Source organism: Enterobacter sp. CPE_E1241, assembly GCF_045618265.1.
Lineage (GTDB): Bacteria > Pseudomonadota > Gammaproteobacteria > Enterobacterales > Enterobacteriaceae > Enterobacter > Enterobacter adelaidei.
In genome coordinates this window covers 2,928,763-2,948,130 of record NZ_JBIWYV010000001.1, presented here as the reverse complement: position 1 = coordinate 2,948,130, position 19,368 = coordinate 2,928,763, and the positions used below count along the sequence as shown (strand labels likewise).

Sequence of the window (19,368 nt, the reverse complement as noted above, 5' to 3'; positions counted from 1 at the left end):
CCGATTTTCGGCACCGCGCTGGAATTAGTTTTGCGTATCGAGGGTAGAAAGTTCTTTATCAATAAAGTAAAGACCTTCGCCAGATTTACCCACCAGAGATAATTTATCCAGGACGGATTTAAACAGCTTCTCTTCTTCGTGCTGTTCAGCAACATACCATTGCAGGAAGTTAAAGGTTGGATAATCCTGGCTGGTCATCGCCGCATGAACCAGTTCGTTAATTTTCTGTGTGATTAATTGTTCGTGCTCGTAGGTCGCGCGGAACAGTTCATCGAGAGATGTGTACTCAGCAAACGGTGATGCCACGTTCTCAATGCGCGGCAGGGCGCCGGTATCTGTCAGATAATCAAACAGACGTTGCATATGGGTCATCTCTTCCTGAGCGTGACGACGCAAAAACGCAGCCGCGCCTTCGAAACTGTGGAAGCTGCACCAGGCGCTCATCTGCTGGTAGAGCAGGGACGAAAAAAGCTCAAGGTTCATTTGTGCATTGAGCTTGTCGATCATTTCAGTTTTCAGCATAGTGGCGCTCCTGGTTATTATTTCTGATTCACAATGAGCGATACTATAATTTGTTATTTAATTATTTGCAAAACGTAAAATTTTTATTTCTTTATTTAAAATACGAATGGGAATAAAACGCATTGACGATTTTTATATTTATTAATGAGAATTATTTTTGTTCGTAATGAAATAAACTGCCAGCAAACACTGGCAGTCCTGATTAATACCACGGATTATTTGACTTAGGGTTAACGGCAAAACCCATACATTTATACTGGATAGTCACGCTCTCGTTCAGACACAGAGAGCCGCTAATCAGCGTGCAGGTTTTGATGGGCTGGCCATAGGCAGAGGCGGTGGCATACCCCATGCTCTGACACGCTTTTGCCGCCGTACCGTTATTCACATACTCATCAGAATACGCATTTTGTAGCGCCGCCTGGCCGTAGTCGAGGCGGACTATGCCGTTGGGCGCGTCGAGACTACTGACCTCAGCCTGGCGGTTAATGCTACACCCCGCGAGCAGCAGGATCGTGCCAGCTACGATGACTCTTTTCATGGTTCGCTCTGAATGGATGGAAATACGTTATCGTACCTGCAGATGTCTGCTGCAATGCCTGGAATAGCCGGACAATCTGCCCTCTCTCTTTGCAACGGGATGGAATTGAATGTAATCCGCATCCGGTACATTTAATATTGGCGGTTTTTTTGTACCTGTACGTGACGAAGGGGAGATAAAAGAGCCTGCGTTTTGCTACTATGGCGGCCTTTAAATAAGGAGAAAGCCCCCATGTCTCAAAACCTGAGTGCCGATCAGGAACTGGTCTCTGACGTTGTCGCCTGTCAGCTGGTTATCAAACAAATCCTTGATGTCCTGGACGTTATTGCGCCGGTTGAAGTGCGCGAGAAGATGTCAACTCAGCTGAAAAACATTGATTTCGCCAGTCATCCGGCAGCGGCTGATCCGGTTACGCTTCGTGCCATCCAAAAAGCCATTGCGCTGATTGAGCTGCGATTCACACCGCAGAGTGAGTCTCACTGAAGAGTGGAAATGGGCGACAGTATTTGTCGCCCTTCAATGCCATCAGAAGAACGTCTGGACCAGCAGGTAGCTTGCCGCGCACGCGCAACTTACACCAATCAGCCCTGGCAGAATAAAGCTGTGGTTGATGATAAATTTGCCGATGCGGGTCGTGCCTGAACGGTCAAAACCGATACAGGCCAAATCACTTGGGTAGGTCGGCAGGACAAAATACCCGTATGACGCCGGGAAAAAGGCGATCAGCATTTTCGGCTCAATACCCAACATCAGGCCCATGGGCGCAACGGCCGTCAGCGCTGCGGCCTGGCTGTTCACCAGCTTCGACACCAGAAACAGTACAATGGCATACGTCCACGGGTGGCTTTTCACTACGCCTTCCAGCGCCAGTTTTAACTCGTCAAGATGCGCCTGGAAAAAGGTATCACTCATCCACGCTACGCCGAACACCGAGAAGATCGCCACCATTCCGGCTTTGAATACCGCACCGTTAGAAATAGCAGAGGCATTGACCTTGCAGGCCATCAGCATTACGGCGCCTGCAATTAGCATCATCATCTGAATGACAAGGTTCATCGACAGCGCCGTCATTTTGCCTTTCAGTTCAAAGGCGGGGCGCAATTCCGGGAATGCACCCAGCAGAACTACTACGGCAATACCGGCAAAGAAAATCCACGTGGACCAGTAGGCTTGTTTTGGAAAACGTTGATTCATTAACGTCTCTGTTCCGCCATAGATAAACTCGCGCTGCTTTGGATCTTTAAGCTTCTCCTGAAAATCCATGTCGTCGGCCAGATCTTTCCCGCGCCGCAAACTCCACAGGGCAGCGATGGCTACACCGAAAAGTGAAGCAGGAACTGACACTGCAAGTATTTCAAGGATGCCCCACGCATGGCCAATTCCATGCTGAGCGCCCAGGATGGACACCAGCGATACAACGGCAACGGAAACCGGTGATGCCGTAATCGCCATCTGCGAGGCCACGGATGCTACCGCCATTGGACGTTCCGGACGGATCCCTTTTTTCAGGGCGATATCTGCAATGATCGGGAACATGGTGTAGACCACATGCCCGGTACCACACAGAAAAGTCAGCATCCAGGTGGTAAAGGGGGCGAGAAGTGTGATGTGCTGCGGGTGTTTACGCAGAAGGCGCTCTGCAAATTGCATCATGACATTGAGACCGCCTGCGGTCTGCAGAGTAGCAGCACAACCAATCACTGCGAGGATGGTCAACATGACGTCAACCGGGGGCTTGCCAGGTTGCAGCCCAAAAACAAAACACAAAATAAAAAGCCCAATACCGCTTATTAACCCCAGCCCCATACCGCCGAAACGTGTACCTGTCAGCAGGCAGAGGAGAATGACAACAAACTCGATGGTGATCATGATGCTCCCTCGTCAATGATTATGTAATTAAATAAATCATTACATGTTGTGTGGATAATCATTGGGAGCAAGATCTGATTTGTTAAATTTCAGCAAAAGCAGAAGGTTGGCGGTGAGATGGGGAACCTGCGCCCGGACGGGAGCAGGTTAAAAGGGATCAGTGATGTTGCACCGTCACAATGTCGAGCAGGTGACGGTCAGTCTGTTCCGGGCATAACCCTGCCTGTCGCGCATTGCGCAGTTCATCCGCCAGTATCTTCAGCAGCATGCCGTCCTGCTGCTGTTCTTTGTCCATGTCGCGTAAGAATTTAAGGGTGGTAGTGTCTTGCTGCGCTTTGGCTTCATCGGCCAGTTTACTGAGAGTGGTGCAACGTTGCTCATACTCTTCAAGCGTTTTCTGGAACAGTTCTTCCAGGGAGGAGTAGTCATCGTTAATGGTATCAAGGGCTTTAACAACAGGATTGGCGCCAACGGCCTTCATGAAGTTAAAGACGCGCATCATGTGCGTGACGTTACTTTGTGCCTGAGTACGGAAGAATGTTGCTGAACCCGTAAGACTGTTCTCAGCACACCACGCACTTAAGTGAAGGTGCAGATTGGACGCATAGAACTCAAGGTTCATCTGCGCATTTAGTTTTTGCATCATCGTTGGGGTAGCCATACTCATATCCTTATTGACTGTGGGACGAGATGTCCGCTGCTTAACCTGAGCGTCAGGCATTGACGAAGAACTCGCAGATATACAATTTCCGCAGTATCTAAAATCGACCTAAAATTCACTTCCTGTGTTCGATATAAATAAGCATACCCTTGTCTCCGGGGTAAGAAAACTCCTAAACACCTTATTTTTACCATACATTACAAAAATTAAAATACTACAAATTTGCAAATGGATTTTCATAAAGCAAATATAGTATAAGCCATTGATAATTAATTATTATTTTAATTTGTCGCATGCTAATGTTCTTCCGTAAATATTAAGTCGGAATAATGCTCTGAGAAAAAATGAAATACGGATTATTCATTGCGAATATATGATACGCGGGAAAAATTGCGCTAAATCAATTTCTGCAGAATAACAGTCTGATGTGGTTCCCGTGCATTTGTGATGAAACGCAGTTTGATCTTTTTTTTCGTTGGTTGCCATTTTTCCCGGCGGACGGTGTCAGGGATTTCTTAGCTAATCTTATGGATAATTCTGCTTAACCCTCTTTCATTTGTCTGACAAATCCTGCCTTTTTTATGTCATTTTTCGCTGAATTTATGTACGCAATTACTGTAATTCTGCGGTGTGATGGGGCTCTCTTATGGATGATTAATTTCCCGCTAAAACTATCACCAGCAATAACGCTTATGACGAGGTAAGCGCTAATGCCTTGTTTTAAGTCCGATTAAATTAGAAGCACGCACATATTCCCTACAGAAAAGAATGCTAAAGCTGGAGTTTACCATGCACAAATTTACTAAAGCGCTGGCGGCCATCGGTCTGGCTGCCGTTATGTCACAATCCGCTATCGCTGAGAATTTAAAACTCGGTTTTTTGGTAAAACAGCCCGAAGAACCCTGGTTCCAGACTGAGTGGAAATTCGCAGATAAAGCCGGAAAAGATTTAGGTTTTGAAGTGATTAAAATCGCCGTGCCTGACGGTGAAAAAACCCTGAATGCCATCGACAGCCTGGCGGCCAGCGGTGCGAAAGGTTTCGTTATCTGCACACCCGATCCAAAACTGGGATCGGCAATCGCGGCGAAAGCGCGTGGTTACGACATGAAGGTCATTGCGGTTGACGATCAGTTCGTTAACGCCAAAGGCAAACCGATGGACAGCGTCCCTCTGGTGATGATGGCGGCGACCAAAATCGGTGAACGTCAGGGCCAGGAACTTTATAAAGAGATGCAAAAACGTGGCTGGGATGTGAAAGAAACCGCTGTGATGGCCATTACTGCGGACGAACTGGACACGGCTCGCCGCCGTACTTCCGGTTCCATGGACGCGCTGAAAGCAGCCGGCTTCCCGGAAAAACAGATCTACAAAGTCCCCACCAAATCCAACGATATCCCGGGTGCTTTCGACGCCGCGAACTCCATGCTGGTTCAGCATCCGGAGGTGAAACACTGGCTGGTGGTCGGGATGAACGACAATACCGTGCTGGGCGGAGTACGCGCGACGGAAGGCCAGGGCTTCAAAGCGCCTGACGTGATCGGGATCGGCATCAACGGCGTTGACGCAGTCAGCGAGCTGTCCAAAGCGCAGGCCACTGGCTTCTATGGCTCTCTGCTGCCAAGCCCGGACGTTCACGGCTACAAATCCAGCGAGATGCTCTACAACTGGGTAACCAAAGGGGCTGAACCGCCGAAATTTACCGAAGTGACTGACGTGGTGCTGATCACCCGCGATAACTTCAAAGAGGAACTGGCGAAAAAAGGATTGGGCGGTAAGTAATTCGCTGTGATTGTGCCCCTCATTCCTGTGAGGGGCCAGATGTACACACTACTGGAATCACGGAGACGTTATGCAACAGTCTGAGCCGTATCTCTCTTTTCGCGGCATCGGTAAAACTTTCCCCGGTGTTAATGCGCTGACCGATATCAGTTTCGACTGCTATGCCGGCCAGGTTCACGCCCTGATGGGCGAAAACGGCGCGGGAAAATCCACGCTGTTGAAAATCCTCAGCGGTAACTACACGCCGACGACCGGCACGCTGGCTATTCGCGGAGACGAGGTGGCGTTTGCCGATACCACGGCGTCGCTCAACGCCGGGGTAGCCATTATTTATCAGGAACTGCACCTCATCCCTGAGATGACCGTGGCAGAAAACATCTATTTAGGACAGCTTCCGCATAAAAGCGGCGTGGTGAATCGTTCGCTACTTAATTATGAAGCGGGGCTGCAGCTTAAACATCTTGGCCTGGACGTTGATCCCCAGACGCCACTGAAATATCTCTCCATTGGTCAGTGGCAGATGGTTGAAATTGCTAAGGCGCTGGCGCGTAACGCCCGAATCATAGCCTTCGATGAACCCACCAGTTCGCTCTCCGCGCGGGAAATCGAAAATTTGTTCCGTGTGATCCGCGAATTGCGTCAGGAAGGCCGCACCATTTTGTACGTTTCGCACCGTATGGAAGAGATATTCGCCCTGAGTGATGCCATTACCGTCTTTAAAGACGGACGCTATGTACGCACCTTTACCGACATGAAGCAGGTTAACCATGACCAGCTTGTTCAGGCGATGGTTGGCCGCGAGTTGGGTGACATTTATCACTGGCAGCCGCGCGAGTATGGCCCTGAACGCCTGCGTCTGGATAGCGTAAAAGCGCCAGGCGTGCGTACGCCAATCTCCTTGTCAGTACGCAGCGGTGAAATCGTCGGACTGTTTGGCCTGGTGGGGGCGGGGCGCAGCGAGTTAATGAAAGGGTTATTCGGCGGTACCCGGATTACCGAAGGTCAGGTTTCCATTGACGGCGAGCGGGTAGATATTCAGAAACCGGCCCACGCGATCAGGGCGGGGATGATGCTCTGCCCGGAAGACCGTAAAGCGGAGGGGATTATTCCTGTTCATTCGGTGCGCGATAACATCAATATTTCCGCCCGCCGTAAGTTTATCCGCGCCGGTTGCCTGATTAACGATAGCTGGGAGTCGAGCAATGCCGACCATCATATTCGTTCGCTGAATATCAAAACGCCTGGCCCGGAACAGCTGATCATGAATCTCTCCGGCGGAAACCAGCAGAAGGCTATTTTAGGCCGCTGGCTGTCGGAAGATATGAAGGTCATTTTATTAGATGAGCCAACGCGCGGTATTGATGTGGGGGCAAAACACGAAATTTATAACGTGATCTATGAACTGGCAAAACGCGGCGTGGCGGTGCTCTTCGCCTCCAGCGATCTGCCGGAGGTGCTTGGCGTAGCCGACCGCATTGTCGTGATGCGTGAAGGTGAAATTGCCGGTGAATTACTTCATGAACAGGCGAATGAACAACAGGCGTTGAACCTCGCCATGCCTAAAGTCAGCCAGGCTGTCGCCTGAGTAAGGAGTTAATGATGTCCTCTGTTACTACATCCGGAGTGCCGAAGTCGGCTTTCAGTTTTGGACGCATCTGGGATCAGTACGGCATGCTGGTGGTCTTTGCCGCGCTGTTCCTCGCCTGTGCGATCTTTGTTCCTAATTTTGCCACTTTCATTAATATGAAAGGGCTGGGGTTGGCCATTTCCATGTCAGGGATGGTGGCCTGCGGCATGCTCTTCTGCCTGGCCTCCGGCGATTTTGACCTGTCGGTGGCGTCCGTTATTGCCTGCGCGGGTGTGACCACGGCAGTGGTGATCAACATGACTGAAAGCCTGTGGATCGGCGTCCTGGCCGGTCTGTTACTGGGCGTCATCAGCGGTCTGGTCAACGGTTTTGTCATTGCGCGTCTGAAGATAAATGCCCTGATCACCACGCTTGCCACAATGCAAATTGTCCGAGGCCTGGCCTATATTATTTCCGACGGTAAAGCGGTGGGGATTGAAGACGAGCGCTTCTTTACGCTGGGTTACGCCAACTGGCTCGGTCTGCCTGCGCCTATCTGGCTGACCGTAGCCTGCCTGATCCTGTTCGGCTTCCTGCTTAACCGGACCACCTTTGGCCGTAATACGCTGGCGATTGGTGGCAATGAAGAAGCGGCGCGTCTGGCTGGGGTGCCGGTCGTGCGAACCAAGATTATTATCTTTGTGCTCTCGGGGCTGGTTTCTGCCGCCGCGGGCATTATTCTGGCATCACGCATGACCAGCGGCCAACCCATGACCTCTATCGGTTACGAGCTGATCGTCATTTCGGCCTGCGTTTTAGGGGGCGTTTCCCTGAAGGGCGGCATCGGAAAAATCTCATATGTGGTGGCCGGTATCCTGATCTTAGGGACGGTAGAGAACGCCATGAACCTGCTGAATATTTCCCCGTTCTCTCAGTACGTGGTTCGTGGCCTGATCCTGCTGGCAGCGGTGATTTTCGACCGTTACAAGCAAAAAGCGAAGCGTACCGTATAACGCTTTTTCCCGTCTTTTATTGCTCAACTTATAACCTTAGTTGACCCCTTAACCGCCTCGCCAGTAAAACTGGCGGGGCGGTTGTCAAATGGCGAGCCACGTCACACTGTCTATACTTACATGGCTATGAAAGAGGTAAAGGCGTTTACCTTTCGCAAACCGTAAGGAGGAAAAGGGTGGCTGACTTGTTAACCGCACCGCCTGTACTGTCCGGACACTATGCTTTCTTTTTTGATCTCGACGGCACGCTCGCCGGGATAAAACCGCACCCCGATCAGGTGTCTATTCCGGATGCGGTATTACAGGATTTGCATCAGCTCTCGCTTATGAATGAGGGAGCACTGGCATTGATATCAGGGCGCTCAATGGCCGAGCTGGATATGCTCGCCAGTCCTTACCACTTTCCGCTGGCCGGTGTACACGGAGCGGAGCGCCGCGACATCCATGATCAAACGCATATCGTTTCACTTCCCGATGCACTCACACAACGTCTTCAGGAGAAACTTTCTGCTGCGCTGGCAGAACTGCCGGGCACAGAACTGGAAGCTAAAGGCATGGCCTTTGCTCTGCATTATCGTCAGGCCCCACAACATGAAGAGCGCGTGCTTGCCCTTGCCAGAGAAATTGCGAATGCGCACCCGCAACTGGCGTTACAGCCGGGTAAATGCGTGGTGGAGCTAAAACCGCAAGGGATCAATAAAGGCGCGGCCATCACCGCGTTTATGGCGGAGGAACCTTTTAAGGGCCGGACGCCCGTTTTCTTTGGGGATGACCTGACCGACGAAGCTGGGTTCCGCGTGGTGAATCAGGCACGAGGGATCTCCGTTAAGGTTGGGCCCGGCGACACTGTTGCCCAATGGCGGCTGGTGGATGTCGCCAGCGTCTGGCAGTGGATATCTGACATCGCTAACCAGCAACAACAACAAATAGCGCAAAACCAAGGGGGAAACCATTATGGGTCGCTTAGTCGTCGTCTCTAACCGAATCGCGCCGCCTGATGATAAAAAAGTCAGCGCGGGTGGCCTGGCGGTAGGGGTGTTAGGTGCCTTAAAAGCTGCAGGCGGGCTGTGGTTTGGCTGGAGTGGTGAAATCAGTGAAGACGAAAAACCGCTCAAAAAAGTGACGCGCGGAAATATTACGTGGGCATCGTTCGCGTTAAAAGAGAAAGACTATGACGAGTATTACTCGCAGTTCTCGAATGCCGTTCTGTGGCCTGCATTTCACTACCGTCTTGACCTGGTTAAATTCCAGCGTGAATCCTTCGAAGGCTACACGCGAGTCAACGCGCTGCTGGCGGATAAACTGCTGCCTTTAATCGAAGAAGACGATATTTTATGGATCCACGATTATCATCTGCTCCCCTTCGCCAGAGAATTGCGGGAAAGGGGCGTAAATAACCGGATTGGTTTTTTCCTGCATATCCCGTTCCCGACACCGGAGATTTTTACGGCGTTACCACCCCATGAAGCGTTGCTGGAGGCGCTATGTGATTACGATTTGTTGGGCTTCCAGACTGAAAATGATCGCCTTGCGTTTTTGGATTCTGTGTCAGGCAAAACGCGCCTGGTGACCAAAGGTGGAAAAACGCATACCGCATGGGGGAAAACATTCCACACCGAAGTGTATCCGATTGGGATTGAACCCGACGAGATTGCGGAGCAGGCCGCCGGGCCGTTGCCATCAAAGCTGGCGCAGCTTAAGAATGAACTTAAGCATGTGAAAAATATCTTCTCGGTAGAGCGACTTGATTATTCCAAAGGGTTACCGGAACGCTTTCTGGCATATGAAACGCTGTTGGATAAATACCCTCAACACCACGGTAAAATTCGCTATACGCAGATAGCACCAACGTCGCGCGGCGAAGTTCAGGCCTACCAGGACATTCGGCATCAGCTGGAGACAGAAGCGGGGCGCATTAACGGCCGCTATGGCCAACTGGGCTGGACGCCGCTCTTTTATCTGAATCAGCACTTTGACCGTAAAATCCTGATGAAAGTGTTCCGCTATGCAGACGTTGGCCTGGTCACGCCGCTGCGTGACGGGATGAACCTGGTGGCGAAAGAGTATGTGGCGGCCCAGGATCCTGCCGACCCGGGTGTACTGGTACTTTCACAGTTTGCCGGAGCGGCAAATGAACTCACTTCAGCGCTTATCGTAAATCCTTACGATCGGGATGATGTGGCTAACGCCCTGAACCGCGCCCTGACAATGCCGCTTACAGAGCGCATTTCCCGGCATGCCGAAATGATGGAGACGATCCGTAAGAACGACATTAATCACTGGCAGGCGAATTTTATTCAGGATTTACGTGATATCGCCCCGAAAAGTAAGGATGGTGATCTGCAAAAAAAGATCGCGACATTTCCTAAACTCGCCTGATTTTCTACTGGGGGATTAATCTCCCCCAAGAGGTACTAACAGCACATCGACCTGACTTGAAGCAACAATAGATTTCGCCGCACATGCCGCGCGCGATAAAAAGCTATGGTTGTGGTTCCCGCATATCACTAAATCAATATTCTGTTTACGACACATGTCAAGAATATGTGCATTAAGTTCTCCCGTTGCAATAACGGTCTCATAAACAGGATATTGTGCCTTTTCAGCCAGCTCCCGCAGAAATTGCTGTGTTTCTTCCTGAAGTACCTCCCGAATATCTTCAAGCATAGGGGCTGCCAGCTGGTTATACATTTCGGGTTCGGCCGCGAGAGTGATGAGGCTGATGCGGGCATTATGGGGCCTGGCAATGGAAACTGCCCGGGCGACAAGCTGATGGCTTTCGGGTGAAACAGCAACAGAAACAAGAAGATGGGAGTAACTCATGGTGCACTCCTTAGATGTCTGACAGACTGCGTCTACCCACCTTTACCGCGAATCCCCTGGTTCTGCAAGAGTTGAATACGACATTAGTGTGAAGCTTATCATAATTATTCATTAATTATTCTTATAAGAAGAATAACTGAAAAATACGCCTAAATGAAAAAAATTAACAACTTAACGTAAATCACACAATTTTACTCTTCCACTATTAAATCATTTTAACGCGTTATAAACACAATTCGAATGATCACATACTGAAACATTTTTTTTGAGCGTTACGCATAAGTATATGTTTTTTCGAGGTAAGAAAAATGTATCCAGGACATTCTCGGGATGTGAACGATTGCAGACACCGGGAATGACAGGCAAAGCACGTGATATGCCAGTTATGTTCACCCTTCTGCATGAGTATTCGGCATTTAAGAATACAAAACAGTACTGATTGTTCGATATTTGAACAAATTACAAGTCATACTGATGGATTTATGGGTGATATTCACTTAAATTATGTGACGTGGATCACATTTTTTTTAAATTTGAGGAAGGCTGCATTGTATGTATCAAATCTGACGAGTAGAGTTTGCGTCGAATTAGGAAAAATCTTAGTTATTTGTAAGAAATGATAAAAGATGTAAGAGGCGCAACGGCGTTTCTTCTCTTGCGTGTATCAAATGAATACAAACCTAAATTCAACTATGCATTTGGCCTTTTCTTTTTTATACCGGGTGATTTCCCGGCGACATCACGGGGTGCGGTCTTTCCGCATAAAAATAATAGTTGGTTATTCGGGATGGGAACAATGCATACATCCGAGTTGCTAAAACATATCTATGACATCAATTTGTCGTATTTACTGCTCGCGCAGCGTTTGATTAGTCAGGACAAGGCGTCCGCGATGTTTCGTCTGGGTATTAACGAAGAAATGGCAACCATGCTGGGGGGGTTAACCCTCCCTCAGATGGTTAAACTGGCCGAAACGAATCAGCTGGTTTGTCAGTTCCGTTTCGATGATTCACAGACAATAACGCGTCTGACGCAGGAATCCCGTGTTGACGATCTTCAACAGATCCATACCGGTATACTTCTCTCCACTCGCTTGCTTAACGAAATCAGCCAGCCTGATGACGCAGCCCGTAAGAAAAGGGCCTAGCAATGAGCGAAAAAAGCATTGTTCAGGAAGCGCGTGACATACAGTTGGCCATGGAGCTGATTACACTGGGTGCTCGTTTACAAATGCTGGAAAGCGAGACTCAGTTGAGCCGTGGTCGTCTCATCAAACTGTACAAAGAGTTACGTGGTAGTCCCCCGCCGAAAGGCATGCTGCCGTTTTCTACCGACTGGTTTATGACGTGGGAGCAGAACATCCACGCATCCATGTTCTGTAACGCCTGGCAGTATCTTCTCAAAACCGGTTTGTGTAGCGGCGTTGACGCTGTGATCAAAGCGTACAAACTTTACCTTGAACAATGCCCACAGCAGGAAGATGGTCCACTGCTGGCGCTGACCCGCGCATGGACGCTGGTGCGTTTTGTTGAAAGCGGAATGCTTGAACTGTCGCGCTGCAATTGCTGCGATGGCAATTTTATTACCCATGCTCATCAGCCTGCAGGCAGCTTCGCCTGTAGTTTATGTCAGCCTCCATCCCGTGCAGTAAAAAGACGTAAACTTTCCCGGGATGCTGCCGATATTATTCCACAACTGCTGGATGAACAGATCGAACAAGCTGTTTAACCCGAACGTGTGGGCAAGATTCCAGCAGCGGTAAGCAATTACCGCTGCTTTTTTTTTACCCCGCAAACGGTAAACGCTGCGAACTGAACGTCCTTGCCATAGTCACTAGCGGAAGGATGATGTCGTGCTTATCTTATTAGGTTACCTGGTAGTTCTCGGTACAGTTTTCGGCGGTTACATGATGACCGGCGGGCACCTTGGAGCACTCTATCAACCGGCTGAACTTATTATCATCGGCGGCGCAGGGGTAGGGGCTTTTATCGTTGGTAACAACGGTAAATCGATCAAGGGCACGCTGAAAGCGATTCCATTGCTGTTCCGTCGCTCGAAATACACCAAAAGCATGTATATGGACCTGCTGGCGCTGCTCTATCGCCTGATGGCGAAGTCACGTCAACAGGGGATGTTCTCTCTTGAACGCGATATCGAAAACCCGAAAGAGAGTGAAATTTTTGCCAGCTATCCGCGCATTCTTGCCGACGCCATGATGCTGGATTTCATCGTCGACTACCTGCGACTCATCATCAGCGGCAATATGAACACCTTCGAAATTGAAGCGCTGATGGACGAAGAGATCGAAACCCACGAAAGTGAATCCGAAGTGCCGGCCAACAGCCTGGCGCTGGTGGGCGATTCCCTTCCTGCGTTCGGTATCGTTGCCGCTGTCATGGGGGTTGTTCACGCCCTGGCCTCGGCGGATCGTCCTGCCGCTGAGCTGGGCGCACTGATCGCCCATGCGATGGTGGGCACCTTCCTCGGTATTTTGCTGGCGTATGGCTTCATCTCTCCGCTGGCAAGCGTTCTGCGCCAGAAGAGCGCGGAAACGACTAAAATGATGCAGTGCGTGAAGATCACGCTGCTCTCTAACCTCAACGGTTATGCGCCACCGATCGCGGTTGAGTTTGGCCGTAAAACGCTTTACTCCAGCGAGCGTCCGTCGTTTATCGAACTTGAAGAACACGTGCGTGCGGTGAAAAACCCAAACCAACAGACGACAACTGAGGACGCATGAAAAACCAGTCCCATCCGATCGTCATCGTAAAAAAACGCAAGCATAAGGGCGGCGGGCATGGCGCACACGGCTCGTGGAAAATTGCGTACGCCGATTTTATGACTGCAATGATGGCGTTCTTTCTGGTGATGTGGCTTATCTCCATCTCCAGCCCGAAAGAACTGATCCAGATTGCGGAATATTTCCGAACGCCGCTGGCGACGGCGGTGGCCGGTGGGCCGCGCATCTCTAACAGCGACAGCCCAATCCCGGGCGGTGGCGATGATTACACCCAGCAGAAGGGTGAGGTGAAAAAAGAGCCGAACATCGACGAGCTGAAAAGAAAGATGGAGCAGGCGCGCCTGAAGAAACTGCGTGGCGATCTCGATCAGCTGATTGAAGCAGATCCAAAACTGCGCGCGCTGCGTCCGCATCTGAAAATCGATCTGGTACAGGAAGGGTTACGTATCCAGATTATTGATAGCCAGAACCGCCCAATGTTTAAGACCGGGAGTGCGGAAGTTGAGCCGTACATGCGCGATATTTTGCGTGCTATTGCGCCGGTGCTGAACGGCATTCCTAACCGAATCAGCCTGTCAGGACACACGGATGATTTCCCGTATGCCAGTGGAGAGAAGGGATACAGCAACTGGGAGCTTTCTGCCGATCGTGCCAACGCCTCGCGTCGCGAGCTGGTGGCCGGTGGGCTTGATGATGGCAAGGTACTGCGCGTGGTCGGCATGGCAGCAACCATGCGTGTCTCTGACCGCGGGCCGGATGACGCCATCAACCGTCGTATCAGTCTTTTAGTGCTGAACCAGCAGGCGGAGCAGGCCATCCTGCATGAAAACGCCGAAAGTCAGAATGAGTCACTGGACGATTTAAAACAGCCTGGGGCCGTTCCTTCGGCTGCCGTTCCAACATCGCCACCAGCCAATCCGAGGTGATAGCGTGAGCATGGATATTAGCGATTTTTACCAGACATTCTTTGATGAAGCCGACGAGTTGTTGGCCGATATGGAGCAACACTTGCTCGATTTGGTGCCTGAAGCACCAGACTCTGAGCAGCTTAATGCCATCTTCCGTGCGGCGCACTCCATTAAAGGCGGAGCCGGAACGTTTGGATTTACCATCCTGCAGGAAACGACCCATTTGATGGAAAACCTGCTTGATGAAGCACGACGCGGTGAGATGCAGCTCAATACCGATATTATCAACCTGTTTTTGGAAACCAAAGATATTATGCAGGAACAGCTCGACGCCTATAAAAGCTCGGCAGAGCCTGATGCCGCCAGCTTTGAATACATCTGCAATGCGCTGCGCCAGCTCGCGCTGGAAGCAAAAGGTGAGGTTGCAGCAGCCGTTGTTCCGGCCGCAAAACTGAGCGTTGTCGATGCCGTTGCCGCCTAGGAGTCTGCCCCTGCCGAAGCACAAGCGGGCAAATTGCGTGTTGTGCTGTCACGCCTGAAAGAGAATGAAGTTAACCTGCTGGAAGAAGAGCTGGGTAATCTGGCGACATTAAGCAATGTGGTAAAAGGCAAAGACAGTCTTGCTGCGACGCTTGATGACGGCATTGGCCAGGACGATATCGTGGCGGTGTTGTGCTTCGTCATTGAAGCCGACCAGATTGCCTTCGAAACCGAAACGGCCGTTGTCGAAACGCCAGCAGAAGAGGTCGCTGTTGTTGCTCAGACTACTGCACCGGCCGTTGTGCCTGCGGCTCCGGCGCTGAAAGCCGTGCCAAAAGAGGCTGCGGCGCCAGGCCGTGGTGAAAAACCGGCTGCGCGTTCCAGTGAATCCACCAGCATCCGTGTTGCCGTTGAGAAGGTTGACCAGCTGATTAACCTGGTGGGCGAACTGGTGATCACTCAGTCAATGCTGGCACAACGTTCAAACGAACTGGACCCGGTCACGCACGGCGATCTGATTACCAGCATGGGGCAATTACAGCGTAATGCCCGCGATCTGCAGGAATCGGTCATGTCCATCCGAATGATGCCGATGGAATATGTCTTCAGCCGCTTCCCGCGTCTGGTCCGCGACCTTGCCAGCAAACTGAATAAACAGATTGAACTGACCCTGATGGGCAGCTCAACCGAACTGGATAAGAGCCTGATCGAGCGCATTATTGACCCGTTAACGCACCTGGTGCGTAACAGCCTCGACCACGGTATCGAACTGCCGGAAAACCGCATTGCCGCCGGGAAATCTCCGGTCGGCAACCTGATCCTCTCTGCGGAACACCAGGGTGGGAACATCTGCATCGAAGTGACCGATGACGGTGCGGGCCTTAACCGTGAACGCATCCTGGCAAAAGCGATTTCGCAGGGGATGGCGGTCAATGAAAACATGACCGACGAAGAAGTGGGCATGTTGATCTTTGCGCCAGGCTTCTCGACTGCGGAACAAGTGACCGACGTGTCCGGGCGCGGTGTGGGCATGGACGTGGTGAAACGTAACATCCAGGAGATGGGCGGCCACGTTGAGATCCAGTCTAAGCAGGGCTCTGGCACCACCATTCGCATCCTGCTGCCGCTGACGCTGGCAATTCTGGACGGTATGTCAGTCAAAGTGGCAGACGAAGTCTTTATTCTGCCTCTGAACGCCGTGATGGAATCGCTGCAGCCGCGTGAGGAAGATCTGCATCCGCTGGCGGGTGGCGAGCGTGTTCTCGAAGTGCGCGGTGAGTATCTGCCGCTGGTGGAACTGTGGAAAGTGTTTGAAGTGGACGGGGCGAAGACAGAGGCCACGCAGGGTATCGTTGTGATCCTGCAAAGTGCGGGCCGTCGCTACGCGCTGCTGGTTGATCAGCTGATTGGTCAGCACCAGGTGGTGGTGAAAAACCTCGAAAGCAACTACCGCAAGGTACCAGGTATTTCTGCCGCGACCATTCTGGGTGATGGTAGCGTGGCGCTGATCGTCGATGTGTCGGCGCTTCAGGGATTAAATCGTGAACAACGTGTGGCGTACACAGCCGCCTGATTAAGTAGAAGGTAATAACATGACCGGTATGAGTAATGTAACGAAACTGGCGGGCGAGCCATCAGGGCAGGAATTCCTGGTTTTCACTTTAGGTGACGAAGAGTACGGTATCGACATTCTGAAAGTGCAGGAAATCCGTGGTTACGACCAGGTTACCCGCATCGCTAATACGCCTGCTTTTATTAAAGGTGTCACCAACCTGCGTGGTGTGATTGTGCCAATCGTTGACCTGCGCGTGAAATTCAGCCAGGGCGACGTTGACTACAACGACAACACCGTGGTGATTGTTCTGAACCTGGGTCAGCGCGTAGTGGGCATCGTGGTGGATGGCGTGTCTGATGTGCTTTCCCTGACCTCTGACCAAATCCGTCCTGCACCGGAATTTGCCGTCACATTGTCGACGGAATACCTGACCGGTCTGGGCGCGCTCGGCGAGCGTATGCTGATTCTGGTGAATATTGAGAAGCTGCTGAACAGCGATGAGATGGCACTGCTGGATATCGCCGCGAGTCACGTAGCGTAGGTAAATGCAAAACGGCAACCCAGGTTGCCGTTTTTTGTGCTTGCTCCCTCTCCCTGTGGGAGAGGGCTGGGGTGAGGGCATCAGGCCTCACCCTTTTTTTCATACCGTTACGCTTCCTGCTCCACCAGCTCAGCTTCCGCTTCCCGCGCACCTTCATTCTGCGACAGCATCGCGGTCGCGATACCATTCCCCAGAACGTTAATTGCAGAGCGACCCATATCCAGGAAGTGATCAATTCCCATCAGCAGCAGAATACCGGCCACCGGAATATTGAAGCTTGGAATAGTTGCCGCCAGAACGACCAGCGATGAACGCGGTACGCCCGCAATCCCTTTTGAAGCGAGCATCAGGGTCAGCATCAATACCGTCACTTCAGAGAAGCTCAGGTGAATGTTGTACGCCTGGGCGATAAACATCGAGGCGAAAGAGCAGTACACCATCGAACCTACCAGGTTGAAGGAGTAGCCAATCGGCAGGACGAAAGAGGCAATGTTGCGCGAGCAGCCAAAACGCTCCAGCTGTTCCAGCGTTTTTGGATAGGCCGCTTCAGAGCTGCTGGTGGTAAACGCTACCAGTACCGGGTCTTTCAGCATACTGACCAGGCGAAACACCTCTTTTTTCAGCACCATGTAACCCACGGCCAGCAGCACCATGCAGGTGAGAAGAATGGCAACATAATAGCCACCAATAAAGGAGGCGTAGTTCAACAGAATGCCCAGACCCTGAGTGGCAATAACGGATGAAATCGCCGCGAAAATGGCCAGTGGCGCAACGTACATCACGTAACCCGTCACCTTCAGCATGATATGGGAAACCACATCCAGCGCAGCTACCAGAGGCGCGTTGAATTTCTGTCCCAGCGACGCGCCGCCGATGCCGAAGAACATCGAGAACACCACAATCTGCAGGATCTCATTGTTCGACATCGCCCCTGCGATACTGGTTGGAATGGTGTGAGACAGGAAGGCTTTCAGCGTCATGCCACCAACGGCCAGACCGGTATCGACGGCTTCGGTTGGGATCGTCAGGTTCAGACCGCTTCCCGGATGCTCGAGCGTGACGATAAACAGCCCCACCAGAATAGACAGCACGGATGAGCTGATAAACCACACCATCGCTTTGCCGCCAACGCGGCCAATGGTGGAGGTTTCACCCAGTTTCATGATGCCGACGGTTAACGTGCTGAAGACCAAAGGTGCAATCACCATTTTGATCAGGCGAAGGAAGATATCGGTCAGAAGGGTAATATTATCCGACCAGGCTTTAATAGCATCCGCAGATGCGTACTCATGAATTGCTGCCCCTGAAAGAATACCCGCCAGCATGAAAATCACGATGAAGAGTGTGAGTTTGTTTGCACTTGCCACGAAAAAAGACCCTCTATGCGCTTTAGATGTAGCCCGAGTCGATACATATAAATTTTTTATTACGACGCGGGAAATTATTCGGCACATAAATTGACGCAAAGTGTAGGGGGATACAACTCCTTTTTAAGTTTTATTAATTTTGTTGTTAATTCACTGACGATATATTGTGATCAATATCACATTATTGCGGATATATTCTCTGTGGATAAAATAAAATCTCTGTTTTTTAGAGTTCAACTAACTGTTATTTATAGAAATACATCGTCAATAAGACATTCGGCTTATGCGTCATGGGGCAGGTGGTAGAAGCGATATCCATAAACTAAATTCTCAATAACCCCCTCAAAGGAACCTTAAGCGGGGCTAACATCTTGAACGACAAAAATAAAATGCGGCAAGGGAACGGAGACGTCTTCTGGAGGGTGGTAAATGAAAAGAAAACTCCTGTTGATCTGCGCAGGCAGCTTACTGACTGCAACAACGGCCCATCAGGCGCTGGCCGTTACCAGCAGCGGCACCATCGGCGCGACGCTGACGCTGACAAACGGTTGTTTGATAAACGGATCGCCCGCGCAAAGTGGCATTAACTTCGGTACGCTCGATTTCGGTACCCATCCGGCTACCTTTTCCACTCTTACGACGCAGCTGAGCGGCGCCAGCGGCGGAAACACCTTCACCATTCAATGTACGACCGCAAGCTATACGGTCGCGATCACCGGTAATACCCACTCCACCGCGCCCGGCTCCGTTGTCGGTTCGCCGGGTACGCCTGAACGCTATCTGGTTAATACAGCCAACGCGGCACAGGGCGTGGCTTATAGCCTGTACAGCGACAGCGGGTTTAACACCGTGATTGCCAATAACGCCGCGTTGCCGATCGCCTCTACGGCCGGAGGCGTGGATAGCTACACCCTCTACGGGCGTATTACCGGCGGTGGTAACAGCGTGACGGTCGTCCCGGGAACCTACACCGACACGATTAACGTCAGCGTCACCTATTAG

General features: G+C 51.1%; 18 protein-coding genes and 1 pseudogene. 13 read left to right on the top strand and 6 right to left on the bottom strand.

All coding sequences use genetic code 11. The features are described 5' to 3' along the window. Nucleotides 1-24: 24 nt before the first annotated feature. Together ftnA and yecR are read right to left on the bottom strand one after the other, a co-directional pair. The gene (gene ftnA / locus ACJ9Y9_RS14420) at nt 25-522 is read right to left on the bottom strand and encodes a non-heme ferritin (RefSeq protein ID WP_028018593.1); all 498 of its coding nucleotides are present in this window, start codon (nt 520-522) and stop codon (nt 25-27) included. Between the two features lie 202 nt (nt 523-724). Further along, nucleotides 725-1,063, bottom strand: coding sequence for a YecR family lipoprotein (yecR, locus tag ACJ9Y9_RS14415; RefSeq protein ID WP_028018594.1), 339 nt, complete (start codon nt 1,061-1,063; stop codon nt 725-727). A gap of 231 nt (nt 1,064-1,294) precedes the next feature. On the opposite strand from yecR, the gene ACJ9Y9_RS14410 reads away from it, so the two are divergent. Further along, the gene (locus ACJ9Y9_RS14410; RefSeq protein ID WP_028018595.1) at nt 1,295-1,546 is read left to right on the top strand and encodes a DUF2766 family protein; all 252 of its coding nucleotides are present in this window, start codon (nt 1,295-1,297) and stop codon (nt 1,544-1,546) included. Between the two features lie 42 nt (nt 1,547-1,588). Here ACJ9Y9_RS14410 and ACJ9Y9_RS14405 read toward each other — a convergent pair whose 3' ends face one another. Together ACJ9Y9_RS14405 and ACJ9Y9_RS14400 are read right to left on the bottom strand one after the other, a co-directional pair. Then, entirely contained in the window at nt 1,589-2,932 is a 1,344-nt protein-coding gene (locus tag ACJ9Y9_RS14405) for an anaerobic C4-dicarboxylate transporter (RefSeq protein ID WP_028018596.1), read from the bottom strand. 157 nt (nt 2,933-3,089) lie between these two features. After that, nucleotides 3,090-3,593, bottom strand: coding sequence for a non-heme ferritin-like protein (locus ACJ9Y9_RS14400; RefSeq protein ID WP_028018597.1), 504 nt, complete (start codon nt 3,591-3,593; stop codon nt 3,090-3,092). Nucleotides 3,594-4,382: 789 nt separating this feature from the next. Between ACJ9Y9_RS14400 and araF the strand changes: the two genes are divergently transcribed. The 5 genes from araF (at nt 4,383) to otsA (ending at nt 10,331) form a co-directional block, all read left to right on the top strand. After that, the gene (gene araF, locus ACJ9Y9_RS14395; protein WP_024909787.1) at nt 4,383-5,372 is read left to right on the top strand and encodes an arabinose ABC transporter substrate-binding protein AraF; all 990 of its coding nucleotides are present in this window, start codon (nt 4,383-4,385) and stop codon (nt 5,370-5,372) included. 70 nt (nt 5,373-5,442) lie between these two features. After that, nucleotides 5,443-6,957, top strand: coding sequence for an L-arabinose ABC transporter ATP-binding protein AraG (gene araG, locus ACJ9Y9_RS14390; RefSeq protein ID WP_028018598.1), 1,515 nt, complete (start codon nt 5,443-5,445; stop codon nt 6,955-6,957). Between the two features lie 14 nt (nt 6,958-6,971). Further along, the gene (gene araH, locus ACJ9Y9_RS14385; RefSeq protein WP_032666953.1) at nt 6,972-7,952 is read left to right on the top strand and encodes an L-arabinose ABC transporter permease AraH; all 981 of its coding nucleotides are present in this window, start codon (nt 6,972-6,974) and stop codon (nt 7,950-7,952) included. Between the two features lie 176 nt (nt 7,953-8,128). Then, nucleotides 8,129-8,932 carry a trehalose-phosphatase gene (gene otsB / locus ACJ9Y9_RS14380; protein ID WP_028018600.1) on the top strand — a complete coding sequence of 268 codons (804 nt, stop codon included), beginning with the start codon at nt 8,129-8,131 and terminating at the stop codon, nt 8,930-8,932. After that, on the top strand, nt 8,907-10,331 hold the full coding sequence (gene otsA / locus ACJ9Y9_RS14375) for an alpha,alpha-trehalose-phosphate synthase (protein WP_028018601.1): 1,425 nt from the start codon (nt 8,907-8,909) through the stop codon (nt 10,329-10,331). The genes otsB and otsA overlap by 26 nt, the downstream gene beginning before the upstream one ends. A gap of 15 nt (nt 10,332-10,346) precedes the next feature. On the opposite strand, the gene uspC is transcribed toward otsA, so the two are convergent. Continuing rightward, nucleotides 10,347-10,775 (bottom strand): universal stress protein UspC, encoded by a 429-nt coding sequence (gene uspC, locus ACJ9Y9_RS14370; protein ID WP_028018602.1) that lies wholly within the window; start codon nt 10,773-10,775, stop codon nt 10,347-10,349. Between the two features lie 796 nt (nt 10,776-11,571). Here uspC and flhD point away from each other — a divergent pair. The 6 genes and pseudogenes from flhD to cheW all read left to right on the top strand — a co-directional run bounded on the left by flhD (nt 11,572) and on the right by cheW (nt 16,999). Further along, nucleotides 11,572-11,922 carry a flagellar transcriptional regulator FlhD gene (flhD, locus tag ACJ9Y9_RS14365; RefSeq protein WP_023312264.1) on the top strand — a complete coding sequence of 117 codons (351 nt, stop codon included), beginning with the start codon at nt 11,572-11,574 and terminating at the stop codon, nt 11,920-11,922. 2 nt (nt 11,923-11,924) lie between these two features. Next, complete coding sequence (flhC, locus tag ACJ9Y9_RS14360; RefSeq protein WP_010432486.1) at nt 11,925-12,503, top strand: flagellar transcriptional regulator FlhC; 579 nt, start codon at nt 11,925-11,927, stop codon at nt 12,501-12,503. 124 nt (nt 12,504-12,627) lie between these two features. Continuing rightward, nucleotides 12,628-13,515, top strand: coding sequence for a flagellar motor stator protein MotA (gene motA, locus ACJ9Y9_RS14355; protein WP_008500417.1), 888 nt, complete (start codon nt 12,628-12,630; stop codon nt 13,513-13,515). After that, entirely contained in the window at nt 13,512-14,441 is a 930-nt protein-coding gene (gene motB / locus ACJ9Y9_RS14350) for a flagellar motor protein MotB (protein WP_028018604.1), read from the top strand. Before motA ends, motB begins: the two co-directional genes overlap by 4 nt. Before the next feature lie 4 nt (nt 14,442-14,445). Beyond that, nucleotides 14,446-16,476 (top strand): annotated as a pseudogene (gene cheA / locus ACJ9Y9_RS14345) (chemotaxis protein CheA). A 19-nt stretch (nt 16,477-16,495) separates the two neighbouring features. Continuing rightward, nucleotides 16,496-16,999: a chemotaxis protein CheW gene (gene cheW / locus ACJ9Y9_RS14340; protein ID WP_008500420.1), complete on the top strand. Its 504-nt coding sequence runs from the start codon at nt 16,496-16,498 to the stop codon at nt 16,997-16,999. 107 nt (nt 17,000-17,106) lie between these two features. Here cheW and ACJ9Y9_RS14335 read toward each other — a convergent pair whose 3' ends face one another. After that, entirely contained in the window at nt 17,107-18,366 is a 1,260-nt protein-coding gene (locus ACJ9Y9_RS14335; protein ID WP_028018606.1) for a dicarboxylate/amino acid:cation symporter, read from the bottom strand. A 429-nt stretch (nt 18,367-18,795) separates the two neighbouring features. Here ACJ9Y9_RS14335 and ACJ9Y9_RS14330 point away from each other — a divergent pair, with 429 nt between their 5' ends. Further along, nucleotides 18,796-19,368, top strand: coding sequence for a spore coat protein U domain-containing protein (locus ACJ9Y9_RS14330; protein ID WP_028018607.1), 573 nt, complete (start codon nt 18,796-18,798; stop codon nt 19,366-19,368).